This is a genomic window from Thermoanaerobacterium aotearoense, from assembly GCF_009905255.1.
Classification (GTDB): Bacteria; Bacillota; Thermoanaerobacteria; order Thermoanaerobacterales; family Thermoanaerobacteraceae; genus Thermoanaerobacterium; species Thermoanaerobacterium aotearoense.
Window position 1 is genome coordinate 1,269,722 of record NZ_CP047602.1, and the last position, 20,971, is coordinate 1,290,692.

The following is a 20,971-nucleotide window of genomic DNA, read 5'->3' on the forward strand; positions in this document are numbered from 1 at the left end:
TGGAGGTATATTGATGGGAGAGCAATTAGCAGGCATGAAAAGAACACATATGTGCGGAGAACTTACGATTAACGATGTTGGGAAAAATGTCGTCGTTATGGGATGGGTTCAGAGAAGAAGAGATCTTGGAGGACTCATATTTTTAGAATTGCGTGATAGGACTGGGCTTATACAGATTGTATTTAGTGAGCAGCTTTCAAAAGAAGCATTTGATAAAGCACAGCATGTGAGAAATGAATATGTTTTGGCTGCATCAGGCAAAGTTGTAAAAAGGTCTGAAGAAAATGTGAATCCAAATCTTGAAACTGGAAACATAGAAATTTACGTAAACGAATTTAAGATTTTAAGCAAAGCTGAAACACCACCATTTATGGTGGAGGATAGAAACAATGTATCCGAGGCGATTAGATTAAAGTACAGATATTTGGATTTAAGAAGACCATCGATGCAGAAAATTTTGCTTACAAGGTATAAGATAACAAGAATTGTGAGAGACTTTTTAGATAAAAACGGCTTTATTGACATAGAGACACCGCTTCTCATAAAAAGCACTCCGGAAGGAGCCAGAGATTATCTCGTTCCAAGTAGAGTGCAGCCTGGTAAATTTTTTGCGTTGCCACAATCGCCGCAGATATTTAAGCAGCTTTTGATGATATCGGGGTTTGATAGGTACTATCAGATTGCAAAATGCTTAAGAGATGAGGATTTAAGGGCAGATAGACAGCCTGAGTTTACTCAAATTGATATGGAGATGTCGTTTGTTGAAGAAGATGATGTTATTGCTCTTAATGAAAAGATGATAGCACGTATATTTAAAGAAATATTGGATATAGATTTGGAAGTGCCATTTAAGAGAATTTCTTGGCAGGAAGCAATGGACAGGTTTGGCTCTGATAAGCCTGATTTAAGATTTGGAATGGAGTTAAAAAATCTTTCATCAATATTTGTGGATTCTGAATTTAAAGTCTTTAAAGATGCAATAGACAATGGTGGTTCTGTAAGGGCAATAAATGTGAAAGGTGCAGCATCTATCCCCAGAAGGCAATTAGATGAGCTTGTGGAATATGTAAAAACATATAAGGCAAAGGGACTTGTGTGGATACAGATGTCAGATGATGGGCCAAAATCTCAAATATCGAAATTTCTAAAAGAAGATGAATTGACACAGGTCTTAAACACGATGGAGGCAGAAAAAGGCGATTTGATATTGATAGTGGCTGACAGAAACAATATGATAGTTTACGATGCTTTAGGCCATTTAAGATTGGAAATGGGGAGAAGATATAATCTCATCGACGAGAACAAATATGAATTTTTGTGGGTTGTAGATTTTCCATTGTTGGAGTACAGTGAAGAAGAAAAAAGATATGTTGCGATGCACCACCCGTTTACTGCTCCAAAAGATGAGGATATAGAAATGCTTGACAAAAATCCTGGACAAGTAAGAGCAAAAGCGTATGACATTGTATTAAATGGCATGGAAATAGGTGGCGGCAGTATTAGAATACACGATACAGAGTTGCAAAAAAAGATGTTTAAAGTGCTGGGATTCACCGATGAGGATGCTGAAGCACGATTTGGGTTTTTGCTGAATGCTTTTAAATATGGAGCACCGCCACATGGTGGTATCGCATATGGGCTTGATAGATTGACAATGATACTTACAGGTACAGATAACATAAGAGATGTTATCGCATTTCCAAAGACTCAGAATGCGTGCGATCTTATGTCGGATGCGCCATCTGAAGTGTCGAAAGAGCAATTGGAGGAATTGCACATAAAGGTTGACCTATAAACGTTTAACCTTGAAAAATCCTTAAAAATGTGCTAATATATTTTTAGAAACCCTATGGTGTGCGTGAAATGCGGTAATGTTTTGAGCCAACACCTATAAAAAGGGAGCCTGGGCTCTGGTAATGGAATATAAGCCATCTTTGAATGGACATATGAAGTTATCAGGAGGGCACCCACCTGCGAGAGCAGGTTCAAAACCACCGACTTAACGGCACTATGGGGATTTTTTATTGGAGGAATCAGCATTGCTACACGCTTTTTCGAGAACAGAATTATTAATAGGAAAAGATAATTTAGATAAATTAAAAAGATCTACTGTCGCTGTTTTTGGAATGGGCGGCGTAGGCTCGTACACAGCAGAAGCTTTAGCAAGAAGCGGCATCGGGAGATTAGTAATAGTAGACGATGACACAGTCTGCTTAACTAACATAAATAGACAAATACATGCAACAAGAAAAACAGTTGGCAAGCCGAAAGTTGAAGTGATGAAAGAAAGACTTTTAGAAATAAATCCTAAACTTGAAGTTACTGCTTATCAAACATTTTATAGCAGCGAAAACAGCAATATGCTATTATCTCCTGATTATGATTATGTCGTTGATGCAATTGACACAGTATCGTCAAAGATAGATCTTGTTGTAAAATGCAATGATATGGGTATTCCAATAATAAGCTGTATGGGTGCAGCTAATAAAATGGATCCTACAAAATTTGAAGTGGCTGATATATACGATACGAGCATATGTCCACTTGCAAAAGTCATGAGGTATGAATTGAGAAAACGCGGTATAAAATCGCTAAAAGTAGTTTATTCTAAAGAAAAGCCTATAAAACCTCTGTTAGATGTGGAAACATGTAAAGAACAGTGTATATGCACAAATAAAGAGAGAACTTGTGTCAAAAGAAGACAGATACCAGGCAGTGTATCTTTTGTGCCGCCTGTAGCTGGTTTTATTTTGGCAGGTGAAGTCATAAAGGATATACTTGGGTACAAGTGAAAAATCTGTTGACAAATTTTCGTAGAAGAATTATACTAAATTTGTACCTAATAGGGGTATAGGAGGTAAATATGAATTCGTATCAAGATGAGAAAGACGATTTGCTAAGAAGGCTAAAAAAAATCGAAGGACAAATAAAGGGAATACAGAAAATGATAGAAAAAGACATATATTGCGTAGATGTCTTGATTCAAGTTGCTGCCGTAAGATCAGCTATAAATAGCGTAGGTAAAATATTGCTTAAAAGTCATACTCTTGGATGTGTGAAAGATGCCATAAACACTGAAAAGCAAGATGATATGATTGACGAGCTTGTTGAGACATTCATGAAATTTATGAAATGACTTAAAGATTTTTAGCTTTTAGTTTTTAGATTTATTCGTTGGATAAAATAAATCTAAAAGAAAAAGCTAATAATTAAAGAAATTTTAATAAAATTAGGAGGTAGAAAAATGGCTGAAGTTACAATAACAAAAGATAATTTTCAGGAAGAAGTTGTTAATTCGAATATACCAGTATTGGTAGACTTCTGGGCTGAGTGGTGTGGTCCATGCAGGATGGTATCACCTATAATAGAAGAGTTAGCTGAAGATTATGAAGGGAAAGTGAAAGTTGGCAAAATCAATGTTGATGAAGAAAACGAGCTTGCAATGCAATTTAGAATAATGAGCATTCCTACGATAGCCCTTTTCAAAGACGGCAAAATGGTGGATAAAATCATAGGCGCAAGGCCAAAATCTGATTTTGAAGATTTTATAAATAGGAACATATAACCATAAAAAAACTGTTATGCTTTTATGCATAACAGTTTTTTTAGTTAAAAACATTTGTATTTAGAGTATAATAGCAATTAAATTGGAAAAACTGTATATATCAAGGCAAAGAAAGGAGGACAAAATGTATCGAATTCCTAATCATATTGGTATTATACCTGATGGAAATAGGCGCTGGGCACAAAATAGAAATATGCCTAAAGAAGCTGGATATTCATACGGTTTAGAACCGGGAATAACATTGTATAAGATGTGCAGAGAGATTGGCGTCAAAGAATTAACTTTCTATGGATTTACGCAAGATAACACAAAGCGACCTTCTGTTCAAACAGAAGCATTTAAAAGAGCGTGCATTGATGCCGTTAAAATGCTTGAAAAAGAAGATGCAGATCTTTTAGTCATAGGAAACTATAATTCTCCTATGTTTCCGCAAGAATTGCTGCCGTATTGTAAACGAAAAAAGATTGGCAGTGGAAAGATGAAAGTCAATTTTCTTGTCAATTATGGATGGCAGTGGGATTTGAACAATGCATTGAAAGCTTTAAGCAGTGGTGAAAAAAGCGATATATTAGATCTAATTTCATCAAAAGAAATATCGCGAATAGATTTAATCATAAGGTGGGGTGGCAGAAGGAGGTTAAGCGGATTTTTGCCTGTCCAGTCGATATATTCCGATTTTTATGTGATTGATGATTATTGGCCGGATTTCAAGCCTCAACATTTTTACGATGCCCTTGAATGGTATTCAAAACAAGATATTACACTTGGTGGATAAATGTCATCATTAAAGGTGGCATTTTTTATTTTTGCTCAAAGTATAATTTTTGTAATACAAATACAATTTTAAGAAAAAAATTACCAACAACTACTTGACAGTAAAAAGAAAAAAAGTTAAAATTTTATCAAATAAGTGTTGAACTGTTATAAAAACAACAATACAATTTACGGTAAGTTAACTTAGAAGTGTACTATAACATTGAAAACTGCATTGAAGAACATTTCCGAATCTTTAAGAACATCAATTGTCATCAGCTTTAAATAAGCAAGATTTCCGAAGATATGGTATAGCTTTATGAAATTGTAATAAAAATAGGGAATTTATAATTAAGCAACTACTTTGAAGAAAATTCAAAGACATTTAAGAAATGTATGTTTTTAAAACTTTCTCTGAAAACTTTAATGAGATTATTGTTGGAATTTTTAAAGTAAAGAAAAAAAGAGGCATTAGTGACACGATGATATCTTCCGGAAAGGCACTAAAAAATAAGGAGGTTAAGTATGCAAGCTGATAATTATGTATTGTTTGTTTCCATTAGTAAATATTTGGATTATTATGTCAACCTTGTTCATCGGTTAGGGCATAAAGTTATTCTTTTAAGCAGAAAAATAGATATGGATGCATTGATAATGGTAGATATTCCTGTAGAAATTGAATTAAATGATAAGGAATTAGTGATGCAAAAAGTCAAAGAACTGCGAAACAAGTTCAATATTTGTGCTGTGTTTACAACAAATGAGTACCGTGTTCCTCTAGCAAAGGAGATTGCTGTGTTGCTTGGTTTGGCACATCCTGCCGATCTTGATGCAGTCTTGAAATGCCGCAATAAGAAACTTACAAGGGAAAAGTTAGCAGATAAAAGAATTTCACCTGTTAGGTATCAAGTCGTGACTTGTAGTTGTAGTGCAAAAAAGTTTGCGTCGGAAATTGGTTATCCCGTCGTTGTAAAGCCTTCTAATGATTCTGGAAGTCGCGACGTATTTTGTTGCCGAAATGAGGCTGAACTAATAGAGGCATTTAATATTATTACCAATACTAAAGTAAATCATGTAAATGAAAAGCTTGATTCAGACATTATAGTAGAAGAGTTTTTAGAAGGTCCAGAATTTAGTGTGGAGGCTGGAACTGATGATGAGAAAACGGTTATATATTCGATTACTGCTAAAATGACAACTCCTCTCCCTTATGCTGTAGAGATTGGTCATCTAAGCCCTGCTAGATTAGAGCCTCTTATAAAGCAACAAATTGAGGATCTGGTTAGGCAGGCCATAGATGCTATAGGTCTTAGAAGATGTGTAACACATACGGAAGTCAAATTTACGCCTAATGGGCCCAGGATTGTTGAAGTCAATGCTCGTCCGGGAGGTGATGAAATACCACGACTTGTACATCTTACTACAGGTTACGATATTCGTCAGATTGCACTTTACTTGGCTTTAGGGTACAGTCTTGAGGAAATGCCTCGTGATTCCATTGTGGCAAGATCGGCAGCAATTCGTTTTTTTACCAGTGAGATGGATGGTGAAGTTATGAAATTTTATCCTGACAATATAAAAGATAATAGCCATGTTTTGGAGTTGGAGTTTTATGTTAGTCCTGGTGACTATGTTACAAAAACAGTCGATAATTTTTCACGTTTAGGCCATATTATTTGTTATGACCCAGATGGGGAGATGGCAGATCAGCTTGTTAATGCATTGGCTGAGCAAGTACAAATTATTATAAATCCAAAAGCAAAAGGAGGATGTATATGTTAAATTTTATCTCTCAACTGGAAAAAAGTTTTGCTGAATTTATTACTGAAGCTTATCAAAACCAAACTCTTTGCAACAAAAGTAAGGCGATAGTGCTTTTGACATTTGCTCTTTCAGAAGAAAATCCAGAACTTGTAAAAGAGGGTCTTATGAAAGCAAAGCAAGAAGGATTGACTAACGAAGAGATTGCACAAATTGAAGCAATGGTAATTGCATTGAAAGGTCGAAAAATTGTACAGCTTTTGACAACAGGAACTTCCACAAATCCAGGAAGTAACGAAAGAACGAACAAAAGTTCATGTTGCTGTCAATAATGGGGAATAGAGCCACCAGAATATTTCTTAATAAAGATGTTGAATAGAATGTTACTTATAAATACACTATTGTGCAGCGTTAAATGAAAAAATAAAATATTGAGTGGTTGGTTATTCTCATAAAAAGCATTTAAATGAAGAATGTATTAAGGGATTTGTTGCTGATTTTTTAAGTTAATGTTTAAGAAGGGGGAGAAAAAATATGAGTGTAGCTACTATTTTTTATGAACTACTCAGAATAGGGAAGTTTATTTGGGATTCTTTTATGCACATCTGGTGGCTACTTTTAATTACCATTCCTTTGGCGGTGTGGGTGAATATCAGTGACACTGGAAAGTATGTAAAAAAACTAACAAATTACAATGTTTTTTTGTCAATATTTTTTGCTACTGTTATTGGAGCATTTAGCCCATTTTGTTCATGTAGTGTTATACCCGTAATTACTTCTTTTTTAATAGCAGGTGTTCCTCTTGCTGCTGTAATGTCTTTTTGGATTGCTTCGCCCTCAATGGATCCAGAAATCTTTTTTCTTAGTGTCGCATCTCTTGGTTGGCCGCTTGCTATTGCAAGATTGGTTGCTACTTTCTTATTAAGTCTTGGTGGAGGATTAATCACACACTTTTTTGTTTCAAAAGGATGGATAGGTAAAGACTATCTAAAGCTCAACAGGGAGCCACAACATACCATCTTTTCTTTGCAAAATCTAAAAGGAAAGATAAAAGCAATTTCGTATAAATTATCCAATGCAAAGAAACAACAAATCTCCAATAGCAAAAATTCTTGCTGTGAAGAAGCTATACCTAACATAGGTGTTGTAAATGAAGGAATGAATCTTCTTGAGATTAATTTTACAGCAAAACCACAGAAAAATTTTTCACAGCAAGAAAAAGCAAAAGCATCATGCTGTTCCAAAATCAATATGTTGCCTTCTATTACAAATTTGACTTCAGTACAAAAGCAAGAAACTAATTGTTGCTCAATCTCAAAAGTACAAGAAGCGGAATCATCTTGTTGCAACGATATTCTTTCAGAAAAGGACAACAAAAAATTTACCTGGAAAGCCTTTTGGAAAGAACTTATGGATGTTCTATGGATGGTTGGGAAATATCTCTTTATTGCTTATTTCTTGGAGGCGGTTATTTCATTTTATATGCCTAAGGAATGGATCCAGAACCTGTTGGGAGTTCGCAATCCTTTTTCTGTACTATATGCTACAATTCTTGGTGTTCCTCTCTATACCACAAATCTTACAGCACTTGGTTTGATTGGAGGACTACTTGCAAAGAATATGAGTCGAGGAGCTGCTCTGGCCTTCTTGATTTCTGGAGCAACTACCACACTTCCTGCAATGTCCGCTGTATATGGAATTGTCTCGAAGCGTGTCTTTTTACTTTACTTGGGTATTATTGCAGTCGGTGCTATCTTTTTTGGTTATACATACCAAATAATAGAGATGATTTTACTAAAGACGTAATCACTGATCCTATTTATTTTTTTGTGTTTTAGCTTTTACTTCGAGGATTTTGAAGAAGATGGATTATTTCTTAGAATGAAAGAATTGTAAGCTGGATTTATGTCAACATAGTAGAAAAAAACTCAATATATATTGACTTGTATTTACACAATATAAAATGGCATAGATTTGTCCATGATGTTCTTATACAAATCATTTTAAAAAATAAACAGAAAGTAAAAAGAAAACCTTCAAGAGATTATATAATTGTTCTTCTCTTGAAGGTTTTTTTAAATAATAAAATCAATGACGAAAGGAACATTTGTTTCTGTTTTTTATTAAAATTTTTCATGTGAGATTATTATTGCAATTTATGCAAGTGAATTTTCTAATCTATAGTTTAAAAAAATTTACCTAAAACTACTTGACACAAACTTTATTTTTGCTCCCTTTTATATATATACATATGTATAGTATAATAATGCTGATGTATGAATAAAGTTTGTAAAAGGTGAAAATCATGGATATGTTTCAATTTGCACAAGACAATTTTAGAAAAAGCAATGCGCCGTTGGCAGATCGCATGAGGCCTACTACTCTTGATGAGTTTGTTGGGCAAAAGCATATATTAGGGCATGATAAGCTTTTATATAGAGCCATAAAAGCTGACAAAGTCAGATCGCTTATATTTTATGGGCCACCTGGTACAGGTAAGACAACGCTTGCAAATATAATAGCTAATACTACAAAATCAAGTTTTGAAAAGCTAAATGCAGTAACATCTGGTGTGGCAGATATAAAAAAGATAGTAAATGAGTCAAAAGATAGATTGTCGATGTATGGCAAAAGGACAATTTTATTCGTAGATGAGATACATCGCTTCAATAAATCGCAGCAGGATGCACTTCTTCCATATGTTGAAGATGGAACGATAATTTTGATCGGTGCTACAACTGAAAATCCATATTTTGAGGTTATTCGTCCTTTAGTATCAAGGTCTATGATATTTGAACTTTATCCACTTAGCGATGATGAGGTAAAGGAAATAGTTTTACGAGCGTTAAATGATGGAAAGCGGGGACTTGGAAATGAAAAAATTAAAATTACGGATGATGCATTAAATCATATAATTACATATTCTGATGGTGATGCAAGAACTGCACTTAATGCAATAGAATTAGCATTTTTAACTACAGAGAGAGATGTAGATGGAGTAATTAACATAGACATAGAAGTAGCTCAAGAATGTATCCAAAGAAAAGTGCTAAAGTATGATAAAAATGGTGACAATCATTACGACACTATTTCTGCTTTTATCAAAAGTATGAGGGGATCTGATCCTGACGCTGCTTTATATTGGCTTGCGAAAATGATTTATGCTGGAGAAGATCCCATGTTTATCGCAAGGAGAATAGTTATTTGTGCAGCAGAGGATGTTGGAAATGCTGATCCAAATGCGCTTAATATAGCAGTATCTGCCATGCAGGCAGTAAATCAAATCGGGATGCCTGAGGGCAGAATAATACTTGCACAAGCTGCAATTTATGTTGCCTGTGCTCCTAAAAGCAATTCATCGGTAGTTGGCATTGATAAAGCACTTGAAGATATCAAAAGTCAAAAAACTGGTGCAGTTCCAAAGCATCTTCAAGACGCTCATTACAAAGGTGCTGAAAAATTAAATCGAGGAATTGGGTATAAATACGCACATGATTTTAAAAATCACTATGTAAAGCAGCAATACCTTCCAGATGAATTGATAGGGAAAAAATATTATTGCCCATCTGCAATGGGGTATGAAAAGAAGATTTCAGATTGGCTTAGATTTATAAATGATGGCGGTGATAATTAAGGATAATTATTTACTATAGGGATACAATAACATTTAGTTTTACATTCATATAAATTATTGACAAAATAAATTTATAATGTTATTTTATTTAGTAGAAATCCGAGCAGAATAGTCGGTATTAAGGAGGGTCTATATGAAATTATCGACAAAAGGAAGATATGGAGTTCAAGCTATGTTTGAGCTTGCATTGTATTACGGTGAGGGACCGATATCCTTAAAGGTTATAGCTGAAAATGAAGGATTATCAGAACATTATTTAGAACAGCTTATTGCAGTCTTGAGGAAAGCTGATTTGGTAAAAAGCATACGTGGAGCACAAGGTGGCTATATGTTGTCTGCTCCTCCAGATAAGATTACAGTAGGAGATGTCATTAGAACTTTGGAAGGGTCACTTGCTCCGTCAGACTGTGTTGTAGAGGATATACCATTTGAGTGCAGTAGATCAGGTGGATGCCCAACAAAAGTAGTATTAGAGAAAATCAGAGATGCTATAAACAAAGTGATTGATTCGATCACATTACAGGATATGGTTGATGATTACAAAAAGATGATTCAGAAAAATTCTTACATGTATTATATATAGGAGGCTTTTATGAATAGGATTTATCTCGACAATGCAGCGACTACTCCAATAAGATCGGAAGTTTTAGATGCAATGATGCCGTATTTAAGCAATCGCTTTGGCAATCCCTCTTCACTTTACTCTTATGGGCAAGAAGCTAAAAAGGCAATTGAAGAAGCCAGAGATAAAGTGGCCAATGCAATTTACGCTAATTCAGATGAAATTTTTTTTACAAGCGGAGGTACAGAGTCAGACAACTGGGCTTTAAAAGGTGCTGCATATGCCTTAAAAGGCAAAGGCAACCACATAATAACATCCAGTGTGGAGCACCACGCAATACTGCATACATGCCAATACCTTGAGAGCCAAGGATTTGAAATAACTTATTTGCCTGTAGATGAGTATGGATTAGTAGATCCAAATGAACTGAAAAAAGCTATAAAAGACAGTACAATACTTGTATCGATAATGTACGCGAACAATGAGATAGGTACTATAGAGCCAATCCAAGAGCTTGCAAATGTATCTCATGAGAAAGGTGTATTGTTTCATACAGATGCAGTACAAGCAGTTGGAAATGTGCCTATCGACGTAAAAAAATTAGATGTGGATATGTTGTCAATGTCAGCTCATAAAATATATGGGCCTAAAGGAGTTGGAGCACTTTACATTAGAAAGGGCTTAAGAATTGATACACTTTTACAAGGTGGCGCACAGGAGAGAAACAGGAGAGCAGGGACAGAAAATGTAGCTGGAATTGTGGGATTTGGAACGGCGATAGAACTTATCACTAAAAACATCGATGAACATATAAAGAAATTGACAGTGCTTAGAGATAAGCTTATTGATGGGATACTAAAAATACCGTATACCCGTCTAAATGGACATCCAGTAAAGAGACTTCCTGGAAATGTCAATGTTTCTTTTGAATTTGTTGATGGCGAATCGCTTATACTAAGCCTTGATATGGAGGGAATTTGTGTATCCAGCGGTTCTGCATGTACCGCAGGAAGCATTGACCCATCTCACGTACTATTAGCGATTGGGCTGCCAGAAGAAATAGCCCATGGTTCATTGAGACTTACCATAGGAGAAGAAAATACAGAAGAAGAAATCGATACGGTAATAAATAAACTGCCTAAAATAGTAGATAGATTGAGGCAGATGTCGCCACTTTTTGAAAGGATTAAAGAGGAGAAAAAACTTGTATAATTACCTGTGATGGATTCATTGCTGAACCATCACAATATTTTTTCTCCCATTTTTATTCATAATCTCATTTTGCTTTGCTTTGTAAGAAATGTCTTTTGTCATGTTATATAAATCATCATAGAGCAATGATAAATCGCGATAATAGTATTGTGCTGAAAAATACTTCTCACATTTTTTAAATAAACCATAAGCCCCATTAAAGTCATTATGCAAATATTTTATATGGCCCATCATAAATTCATAATTGTGTTTACTCATTTCAGAGAGTTGATTGACTTCTATATTGCTTGAAATCTCCATTACTTTTTCGTAATTGCCTATATTAAAATATAATATCATTTCTTGAATGAAAAAGCTTAAGTATAGCTTATTATATTTTTTATATTCATCTTTACATCTATTGACTACTTCAAAAGCTTTATCAAAATTACCGCTATATCGTAGAGAATTTATATAGTTTAGATGACATCTTCCGACATCATATTCATCATCAAAAAATTTAAACAACAATATCGCCTTTTCTATGTATTTAATGGACTTATCGTAATCACCCACATTATAGCAAGCTATGTTTAAAGACATATAAATATGTGGCATAGCTCTTACATATATAAAATTGTCATGCGTATTAATAAAACTTTCCAGCAAATTTATAACCTTTTGAAATTGATTAGTATTAAGGTATAGATAAGCAAGATTATTATGTATAATAAAGCAGATAGAATGGTTCAAAGAATCAAATTCGCATAAATATTTTTTAGCCAGTTCTAAATAGCATATTCCTTTTTCATAATTATGATTTTTAAGCATTATTTTAAATAGTATATTTAAAGCCTGACAAAAATTGTCTATATTTAACTTTTGAATATCTTCCTTTGATTTAAGAAATAAATTAACATATCTTTTTAAATATTTTAAAGCGTCATTATATAACCCTATATTAAAAAAAGATGCGCCAGCATAATAATATTTGTTAAAATCTTGTATTTTTAAAAATTCATCATGATTGTACTCGATTAATTTTACTATTTCATAATAATTCTGACTATTAAATAAATCGCCGATGATAGAAGATGAGTTATCAGCATATTCTATCAATTTGTCGTATTTGACGTCGCTAATAAAATAACTTAAAGGTACTTCAAGCCTTTCAGATATGTGAATAAGTTGTTCTAAAGAAGGTAAAGCTTTATTATTCTCAATCCTGCTTAAAACAATCCTATTCATAAAATTATCGCACAATTGGCTTTGAGAAATTTTCTTTTGAAGCCTTAAAGTCTTTATTTTACTTCCTATGTAAAGATCCAACAATAACACCGCCTTGTAACTATTAGTTACAATTTTGTATTTTTTAATTGATGGCATATAAAAGTATAAGAAAAAGCGCAAATTAGAGAAGTATATTACATTGGTGAAATATTACAATTATTTTTAAATATTATACTACTTTTACAAAAAAATATAAAGATACTATAATAAAATCCAGAAATTTATTATATTGAATAATAGCTTTTGAAAATAAAATTGAACAATAAGGTGAGGTATATGATAAAAAAATTAGGAATTTTAATTTTAATATTTATTATTTTTGTCATGGCTTTATATTTTTATCAATTTATGATGATGTATTTGTTTGAAGGTATATATCATTTTTTTAATATAAGAAATAATGATCCATTAGTTATGACAAGTAGTAATTTAGTTTACAATTTTATTACGGAAATTTTGTTGTTAGTTTTAGCTATATTTATACTAAAAAAATTTAATTATACAAAATATATTAAGACGTCTTTTAAATCTATAATCAAAGCATTACTATTCATGACATTGTCGCTGATTTTTACCAAGTATATACTGGATATATTTAAAATATATAATATTTTTTTGTTGACCGATTTTAAGAATATTATTGCAAGCTGGAACAAGGTAGATTATATTGTTGCAATATCACAAATGATTTTATTTATTTTAGTTGCTTTATCAGAAGAATATTTATATAGAATTACTCTTTATTTTAAAATATCTGAAATATTAAATTTAAAAAGCAACATCTTAAAAATAGTATTTAGCGTGATATTAACAAATATTTTATTCTCAATTGCCCATTATCCTATACGTCATTATAATATTTCTAAACTTTTTGAAATATTTATAACAGGTATCTATTTCAGTTATCTTTTTTTACGAAGTGGAAATATATACTTAGCTTGCATGATGCACTTTTATTTTGACTTTCCGATTTTAACAACAATTGACATCGGGTATTACCGTTATGAGGAAATTATTCTTTTAATGATTTCAATTATGTTAATAGAAAGTTATTATATGGTTAAACGCTATTATCTAAGACTATATAGCAAATACGAACAAAGTTAGACTATATTATTTTATAAAGATATGGAGGATTTGATATGATAAATGTAAAGAAATTAATAATGATAATTTTAATTGTATTTGCTATTGTAGTAGCATTATATCCAATCTTAGCTGGAATAGAAATTTTTATATTAAAAAGCAATATTCCAGATGTAAAAATAATAGTAAACTATATTATACAAATTGTGTTATTAATTATTGCAATTTATTTGTTGAAAAAATTTAATTATATGAATTATGTAAAATTATCTTTAAAAACAATTCTTGAATTGATGGTCTATATATTGTTACTATTGTTATTAACAATAATATTAGTGAATATATTTCATTTAAAATATTATTTAATATGGAATACAAGTGAAAGCTATGTAACATTAATTTTTCAAAATTTTTATTTTCTTTTTGTAGGATTGGGCGAAGAATTTTTATTTAGAGTAATTTTATATTATAAAATTTTAGATACAATTATACTAAAAAATAAAAGACTTAGAATGATAATTGCTGTTGTTATTACAAGTTTTTTATTTACCATGGCGCATATACCGATATTAAGTGTTAGAAATATACAAATATTTAGTACTTTAAATATATTTATGTGGGGTATATTTGCTAGTTATCTTTATTTGAGAACAAAAAATATATATGTTGCAGCAATTGCACATTTTTTTGCAGATGCTGGAATTATAATAGATTATACTGAAATATATTACGGTATTTTAAGTACGTTTATTAATATAATTACATCTGTTATAATAATTGAAATATACAATATTTGCAAGTATTTTTACAATAAAAAAATCTACGGAATAGAAAATTTCAATTCAAAATAATTGCTTTTTGAGTTTTAAAAGTTTATTTGTCATATTGTAAGAAAGGAAGACACGTTATTATGAAGAAAGGTGATTTTAAGTACATATTTAAAATCATAAAGCCATTTATAGCTAAAGAGATTATTGGTTTTTCAGTGATCATAATATCGACTGTTTTATCTTTGGCTAAACCCTTTGTAATAAAATTAATCATTGATAATTCTATAGCACAAAAGAATGTGCAGAATTTGATTGTATTTGGACTTTTAAGATTCGTCAATTGATATAAATACTTACGGGAGGTAAATAGATGAATCTCTCTCTCTTTAGAAAAAAGAATTTTTTATTTCTTATTACTGGGAAATTTGTATCTCTTATTGGAAGTGAAATGCAAAATTTTGCATTATCGTTGTACGTTTTAAAAATTACGGGCTCTGCAACAAAATTTGCATCAGTATTGGCTATTACTTTAGTACCTCAAATAGTATTTGGCAATATTGCAGGTGTCATTGCCGACTGGTTTGATAAAAAGAAATTACTTATGATGTTAGATTTACTAAGCGCAGCAATTGTTGCAATTTATGCTATCATTTATAAAATAAATGGCGTTTTAACATTAACTCAAATTTATATTTTATCAGTTTTACTTTCTACTATCTCCTCAATGTTTAATCCTACAATAACAGCAGTTATGCCTTTCATTGCAGAAGATTATGAATTAGCGGATGTTAATGGTATTAATACGATGTTTATGAATATAGCAAATTTGATTTCACCTGTTATAGCTGGTATTTTATTAGAAGTTTTTAATATATTCATAATATTGACAATTAATGCTATAAGTTTTCTTCTTTCATTTATGTGTGAGTCTATGTTAGAAATACAGAAAACAAATGATGATCCAGGAAAAATAAACCTAATTTCGTTTTTAAATGACTTCTTAACGGGTATTGATTTTATTAAAAGTAAAAGGCTAATTTTGAATATATTAATTATAGGTATAATTATTAACTTCACATCAAATCCTATATTATCTGTAGGGTTGACATATATATCGAAACAAATATTAAAAATTACAGATTATCAATATGGAATTTTGCAATCTACATTTGCTATTTCTATGATCGCATCACCATTCATATCTAGTATAATTACAAAAAAATATAAATTAGGTAAAATATTATTCTTAGATATATTTTCGGTTTCTATATTATATTTTTTATTGTCATTTACAATTTCTCCTATCTATTTGCAGGGCTTTTCTTACATTCTTAAACCATACATAAGCTTAATGATAATAATATTTTTTGTCGGATTAATTACATCCATCGGGAATATAGCTTTGACTACTATGTTGCAAATAGTAATACCTTTAAAGTTAATGGGAAGAATAATAGCAACGATAAGTACTTGCTTAATGATAGTGACTCCATTAGGGCAAATGATATTTGGAATTTTACTTGACAAAATTCCCGGTTGGATAAATATCATTATATGTGCTTCTATAAATTTTGTTGTAATATTGTTTTTTAAAAATTATTTATTATATGGTGATCAGGAACACTTTGTAACTACAAATGATGGAATAGGGTAATAAATTTTGTGACAGTATCACTATAACTCTTTTGAGTGGTATTATTATAGTGTGATAACAACATATTAATACCATAGAAGTGAGCATTTGTCTCTATTTTTTATTAAATTTTTTTATATAAGTTTATTATGGGAGTTTATGTCAGTGAATCGGAATATAATAAAATTTAAGGAGTTAATATGATATGATTAAAAAATTTTATATTATTTCAATGTATTTTTATTTGTTAATCAGCGCTTTAATAATCAAAAGGATAGATTTAGTGCTTTCACAGTCATTCAACATACGTACGGCATTTTTGAGCATGTCATTAATTTATTTTGTTTTTGGGATCTTGATAGGCTTTTCAAAGCTGTTATATAAACCTATTAATGACAGTAAATTAAAATTTGATATATGGAACTTCATTCCTCTTATGTTGCCGTCTGCTATGATTTATATTTTATCGTTTAATGGAATTTTAAATAGGAATATAATATCATCGAATGTAATAGCACTTTTGACAATATTATCCGGATATTCTATATCGTCATCTTTGTATTGGAAATAATAAAATGACAGGTTTACTAATTTAAAAAAGTGGAATACTAAAATCATCGATATGTTGAATTAAAGTTTTTGTACTTGCAGGTTTACGCTTGATTGAAATTTAAGATAGGAGGATTATCATGGAGGACAAAGGCAAATATTTAAAGGGTTTCTTGACTGGCGCAGCGGCAGCGGCATTTATTTTACCGAGAATTAATTCAAAAAAAATGAGGCAATTAATTCAGATGGGTTTAACCAAAATTGCGCGTAGGGCAAATAAAATGTAAAAGGGCTTTTAGCCCTTTTATTTAAAGGTGTTTTATATGAGAATATGCAAAGGATATATTAAATACATTATATGGATAATTATATCGATCATTGCTTTGTATTTTTTTTATAGAAATGCTAATAAAATAAAAGAAATTTTGTTACCTTTGTTGGTTTCTGTTATACTTGCATATCTCATAAATCCGATTGTGACATACCTTGAAAGGAAAGGTATAAAAAGAGTGCAATCTATAATAATTGTTTATTTTTTGCTGATGATTGTATTATCACTTTTTGCTATTTTTATATTTCCAGTAATTGCGAATGAAATATCGAATCTTTTTAAAATGATACCAGATTATGTTAGTTTGCTGACTTACAAAATCAATAATATAAAAAATGATTATTTATCATATTTGCCAAGAGAATTCAATAATATATTTGCAAAACGAGCGAATATGTTTAATAGACAAATGGAATTAATAATCGACAGAGCAATGCAAGGCATTATCTCGATGACAAATCATCTTGTAAATTTGATATTGTCACCTATTATTACTTTTTACTTACTAAAAGACAAAGAAGCTTTAAAGAATGGCATCAACCAATTTATACCGCAAAAAATGAGAGGAAGTTTTTTGAAAATCTTAAAAGACATTGACTATGTCTTAAGTAATTACATTAGAAGTCAAATATATATTTCGTTAATAGTGACAATTTTGACGTCAATAGGACTAATGATATTAAGAGTAAAATATTCATTGCTGATAGGAATATTAGCCGGTATATTAAATATAATACCATATTTTGGGCCTATACTGGGTTCGATTCCAGCAGTTGTTATGGGACTTATGGATTCTTTTTATAAAGGCATATGGTCATTTGCTATATTTTTTTTAGTACAACAAATCGAAAGTGCCATAATAGCTCCCAAAATAATGAGCGACAATGTAGATTTGCACCCTATAACAGTCATAATTGCTCTTTTGGTGGGAGAGCAGTTTTTCGGAGTATTAGGTATGCTTTTGTCAGTTCCTGTCGTAGCGGTAGCAAAAGTGATATTTAAAGATATTTTTATGGAGGTATAATTGCAATTGTTGACTTTAATTAGGCTTTCTTGTAAAATATACATAAAAAGAGAAGGTTTCTGCCGTCCCTTGTAGGGCGTTTTTTTGTAAACATAAGGAGGATATTTATGGAAAAACTCGGAATGAATGAGATAAGGGAGAAATATCTTAGTTTTTTTGAAAGCAAAGGACATTTAAGATTGCCAAGTTTTTCGCTTGTACCTAAAAACGACAAAAGTTTACTGCTTATCAATGCTGGAATGGCTCCTTTGAAACCGTATTTTACCGGTAAGGAAATTCCGCCAAGCAAAAGAGTTACTACATGCCAGAAATGCATTAGGACTCCTGATATAGATAGAGTTGGAAAGACAGCAAGGCATGGGACTTTTTTTGAAATGCTGGGCAATTTTTCTTTTGGCGATTATTTTAAGAAAGAAGCAATTCCATGGGCATGGGAGTTTGTGACAAAAGTTTTAGAGTTGCCTGAAGACAGATTATGGGTGACTATTTATGAAAACGATGATGAGGCATATGAAATATGGAATAAAGTCGTTGGACTTCCACCAGAGAAGATTGTTAGAATGGGTAAGGAAGATAATTTTTGGGAGATTGGTACAGGACCATGTGGGCCGTGCTCAGAAATATATTTTGACAGGGGAGAGGACAAAGGCTGTGGAAAGCCTACTTGCGGTGTTGGATGTGATTGCGACAGATTTATTGAGTTTTGGAATCTCGTATTTACGCAATTTGACAAAGATGCAGAAGGGAACTACAATCCACTGCCTAAGCCAAATATAGATACAGGTATGGGGCTTGAAAGAATAGCGACCATAATGCAAGAGGTTGACAGCATATTTGACGTGGATGTGATTCGCGGCATTACTGATTATGTTGGCGAGATGGCTGGTGTAAAATATGGCGATGATAAGAAAAATGATGTGTCATTAAGAGTTATAACAGACCATATAAGAGGAGTTACCTTTATGATCTCTGATGGGATATTGCCGTCAAATGAAGGTAGGGGTTATGTTCTAAGGAGGTTATTAAGGAGGGCAGCAAGATATGGCAAGTTATTAGGACTTGATAGGCCATTTCTATATAATGTAGTGGATGTTGTTGTCGAACACTATAAAGGTGCGTACCCTGAAATACAAGAAAGAAAAGATTACATAAAAAATGTAAAAAAAAAAGAAGAGGAGCGGTTTAAAGAAACGATTGACCAAGGATTAGATATACTTGATGAATATATCAATGATTTGAAAGCTTCTGGAGGAAATGTACTGGATGGTATCAAAGCATTTAAATTATATGATACATACGGTTTTCCTATTGAGCTTACTAAAGAGATACTGAATGAATCTGGTATGTCAATAGACGAAAATGGATACCAACAAGAATTAGAAAAGCAAAGACTAAGGGCCAGAAACAGCAGGAAAGAGGACAATGCCCTTTGGGAAAAAGATATTTATTCAACTATGAAAGACATTGAAACAAAATTTATAGGCTATGATGTATTTAAATCGGATGCAAAAGTTTTGGCTATTATAAAGGACAATGAGATAGTGGATTCTGCTGAAGCTGGAGAAGAAGTAAATATCATTTTAGATACGACGCCGTTTTATGCAGAAAGCGGTGGTCAAGTTGGAGACAGCGGTGTAATAAAAAACGAAGATGTCTATATTAACATAAAAGATTGCAAAAAAGCCGGTGGAAATAAATTTATCCATATTGGTACTGTCGAAAGAGGCATTTTAAATGTAGGAGACACAGTAGAGGCTATCATAGATGAGAAAAGCAGAATGAGCACAGCCAGAAATCACACTGCAACACACCTGCTGCACAGTGCATTGAGAAAGTTTATAGGTGATCATGTACATCAGGCAGGATCTTTGGTTACTCCAGAGAGGCTTAGATTTGACTTCACCCATTATCAAGGTCTTACCTCTGAGGAAATAAAGACGATAGAAGATGAGGTAAATAAAAAGATTTACGAAAGCATTGATGTATCTGTAGACATTATGTCACAGGATGAAGCTATTAAGAAAGGTGCGATGGCACTCTTTCAAGAAAAGTATGGTGATATGGTAAGGGTCGTAAATATTTCTGACGATAGTAAGGAGCTTTGTGGAGGAACCCATGTCACTAATACTATTCAAATTGGAGCTTTTAAAATCATTGCAGAAAGTGGTGTTGCTGCAGGTGTCAGGAGAATTGAAGCTGTGACAGGATTAGGTGCTTTGGAGTTTTTGAATAAAAAAGGAGAATTAATTTCTAATATAGAACAGATACTAAAGGTCAATGAAAAAGACATTGTGAATAGGATTGCTGATTTAAGTCAAACTATAAAAGATTTAGAAAAGCAATTAGAACAGCTAAAATCAAAAGTAGTTATATCAATGTCGGATAAGTTAATTAATTCTGCAGAGGATATAAGTGGAGTAAAGTTTGTCAGTGCTGTATTAAATGATTTGGATGTAGATGAGCTTAAGATGATGGGAGATATACTAAAGGATAAATTAAAAAGCGCTGTTATAATATTTGCTACAACAAAAGATCAAAAAATTAATTTTGTAGGAATGGCGACAAAAGATGTTGTTGAACGTGGAATTAACGTTGGCAATATCATAAAGGAAATATGCCGAGTTGCAGATGGCAAAGGCGGTGGACGGGCTGATATGGCTCAAGGTGTTGGCAATAATTTGGAAAAGATAAATATAGCTATAGAAACTTCAAGATCTTTGACAGTTGAAAGGCTTCAATAAAAATTTAACTTGACTACCATTCATAGTTTAATATATTATAGTCGTATAATATATTAAATGAAAATCCCATAGAGGTGATAA

At 32.0% G+C, this 20,971-nt stretch carries 20 protein-coding genes and 1 other RNA gene; 20 read left to right on the top strand and 1 reads right to left on the bottom strand.

Annotation, left to right across the window (positions count from 1 at the left end; all coding sequences use genetic code 11):
* Positions 1-13: 13 nt before the first annotated feature.
* The 12 genes from aspS to nifS all read left to right on the top strand — a co-directional run bounded on the left by aspS (position 14) and on the right by nifS (position 11,487).
* Positions 14-1,795: an aspartate--tRNA ligase gene (aspS, locus tag GSH73_RS06300; protein WP_014758853.1), complete on the top strand. Its 1,782-nt coding sequence runs from the start codon at positions 14-16 to the stop codon at positions 1,793-1,795.
* A 46-nt stretch (positions 1,796-1,841) separates the two neighbouring features.
* Positions 1,842-2,021: non-coding RNA, 6S RNA (gene ssrS / locus GSH73_RS06305), on the top strand.
* An 18-nt stretch (positions 2,022-2,039) separates the two neighbouring features.
* Positions 2,040-2,792 carry a tRNA threonylcarbamoyladenosine dehydratase gene (locus GSH73_RS06310; RefSeq protein WP_014758852.1) on the top strand — a complete coding sequence of 251 codons (753 nt, stop codon included), beginning with the start codon at positions 2,040-2,042 and terminating at the stop codon, positions 2,790-2,792.
* 71 nt (positions 2,793-2,863) lie between these two features.
* Positions 2,864-3,136 (top strand): metal-sensitive transcriptional regulator, encoded by a 273-nt coding sequence (locus GSH73_RS06315; RefSeq protein WP_013788225.1) that lies wholly within the window; start codon positions 2,864-2,866, stop codon positions 3,134-3,136.
* A 108-nt stretch (positions 3,137-3,244) separates the two neighbouring features.
* A complete protein-coding gene (trxA, locus tag GSH73_RS06320) occupies positions 3,245-3,565 on the top strand; it encodes a thioredoxin (RefSeq protein ID WP_014758851.1) in 321 nt (106 codons plus the stop codon).
* A gap of 124 nt (positions 3,566-3,689) precedes the next feature.
* Complete coding sequence (uppS, locus tag GSH73_RS06325) at positions 3,690-4,340, top strand: polyprenyl diphosphate synthase (protein ID WP_014758850.1); 651 nt, start codon at positions 3,690-3,692, stop codon at positions 4,338-4,340.
* Between the two features lie 503 nt (positions 4,341-4,843).
* The gene (locus GSH73_RS06330) at positions 4,844-6,100 is read left to right on the top strand and encodes an ATP-grasp domain-containing protein (protein WP_014758849.1); all 1,257 of its coding nucleotides are present in this window, start codon (positions 4,844-4,846) and stop codon (positions 6,098-6,100) included.
* Complete coding sequence (locus GSH73_RS06335) at positions 6,094-6,411, top strand: hypothetical protein (protein ID WP_014758848.1); 318 nt, start codon at positions 6,094-6,096, stop codon at positions 6,409-6,411. Before GSH73_RS06330 ends, GSH73_RS06335 begins: the two co-directional genes overlap by 7 nt.
* 202 nt (positions 6,412-6,613) lie before the next feature.
* Entirely contained in the window at positions 6,614-7,885 is a 1,272-nt protein-coding gene (locus tag GSH73_RS06340; protein WP_014758847.1) for a permease, read from the top strand.
* 499 nt (positions 7,886-8,384) lie between these two features.
* A complete protein-coding gene (locus GSH73_RS06345) occupies positions 8,385-9,713 on the top strand; it encodes a replication-associated recombination protein A (protein ID WP_014758846.1) in 1,329 nt (442 codons plus the stop codon).
* A 133-nt stretch (positions 9,714-9,846) separates the two neighbouring features.
* Positions 9,847-10,296: an RrF2 family transcriptional regulator gene (locus GSH73_RS06350; RefSeq protein WP_014758845.1), complete on the top strand. Its 450-nt coding sequence runs from the start codon at positions 9,847-9,849 to the stop codon at positions 10,294-10,296.
* A gap of 9 nt (positions 10,297-10,305) precedes the next feature.
* Positions 10,306-11,487, top strand: a complete 1,182-nt coding sequence (nifS, locus tag GSH73_RS06355; RefSeq protein WP_014758844.1) for a cysteine desulfurase NifS — start codon at positions 10,306-10,308, stop codon at positions 11,485-11,487.
* A gap of 15 nt (positions 11,488-11,502) precedes the next feature.
* On the opposite strand, the gene GSH73_RS06360 is transcribed toward nifS, so the two are convergent.
* A complete protein-coding gene (locus GSH73_RS06360) occupies positions 11,503-12,804 on the bottom strand; it encodes a helix-turn-helix domain-containing protein (RefSeq protein ID WP_233432477.1) in 1,302 nt (433 codons plus the stop codon).
* 228 nt (positions 12,805-13,032) lie between these two features.
* On the opposite strand from GSH73_RS06360, the gene GSH73_RS06365 reads away from it, so the two are divergent.
* From GSH73_RS06365 to alaS, 8 genes are all read left to right on the top strand, one after another.
* A complete protein-coding gene (locus GSH73_RS06365; protein WP_014758842.1) occupies positions 13,033-13,863 on the top strand; it encodes a CPBP family intramembrane glutamic endopeptidase in 831 nt (276 codons plus the stop codon).
* A gap of 35 nt (positions 13,864-13,898) precedes the next feature.
* The gene (locus GSH73_RS06370) at positions 13,899-14,693 is read left to right on the top strand and encodes a CPBP family intramembrane glutamic endopeptidase (RefSeq protein ID WP_014758841.1); all 795 of its coding nucleotides are present in this window, start codon (positions 13,899-13,901) and stop codon (positions 14,691-14,693) included.
* A 59-nt stretch (positions 14,694-14,752) separates the two neighbouring features.
* On the top strand, positions 14,753-14,956 hold the full coding sequence (locus tag GSH73_RS06375) for a hypothetical protein (RefSeq protein ID WP_014758840.1): 204 nt from the start codon (positions 14,753-14,755) through the stop codon (positions 14,954-14,956).
* Positions 14,957-14,982: 26 nt separating this feature from the next.
* The gene (locus GSH73_RS06380; RefSeq protein WP_014758839.1) at positions 14,983-16,266 is read left to right on the top strand and encodes an MFS transporter; all 1,284 of its coding nucleotides are present in this window, start codon (positions 14,983-14,985) and stop codon (positions 16,264-16,266) included.
* Positions 16,267-16,450: 184 nt separating this feature from the next.
* Positions 16,451-16,816, top strand: coding sequence for a hypothetical protein (locus GSH73_RS06385; protein WP_014758838.1), 366 nt, complete (start codon positions 16,451-16,453; stop codon positions 16,814-16,816).
* 118 nt (positions 16,817-16,934) lie between these two features.
* Positions 16,935-17,081: a hypothetical protein gene (locus GSH73_RS13450; RefSeq protein ID WP_014758837.1), complete on the top strand. Its 147-nt coding sequence runs from the start codon at positions 16,935-16,937 to the stop codon at positions 17,079-17,081.
* Positions 17,082-17,117: 36 nt separating this feature from the next.
* A complete protein-coding gene (locus tag GSH73_RS06390) occupies positions 17,118-18,149 on the top strand; it encodes an AI-2E family transporter (protein ID WP_014758836.1) in 1,032 nt (343 codons plus the stop codon).
* Positions 18,150-18,256: 107 nt separating this feature from the next.
* On the top strand, positions 18,257-20,890 hold the full coding sequence (gene alaS / locus GSH73_RS06395) for an alanine--tRNA ligase (protein WP_160175245.1): 2,634 nt from the start codon (positions 18,257-18,259) through the stop codon (positions 20,888-20,890).
* Positions 20,891-20,971: the final 81 nt, after the last annotated feature.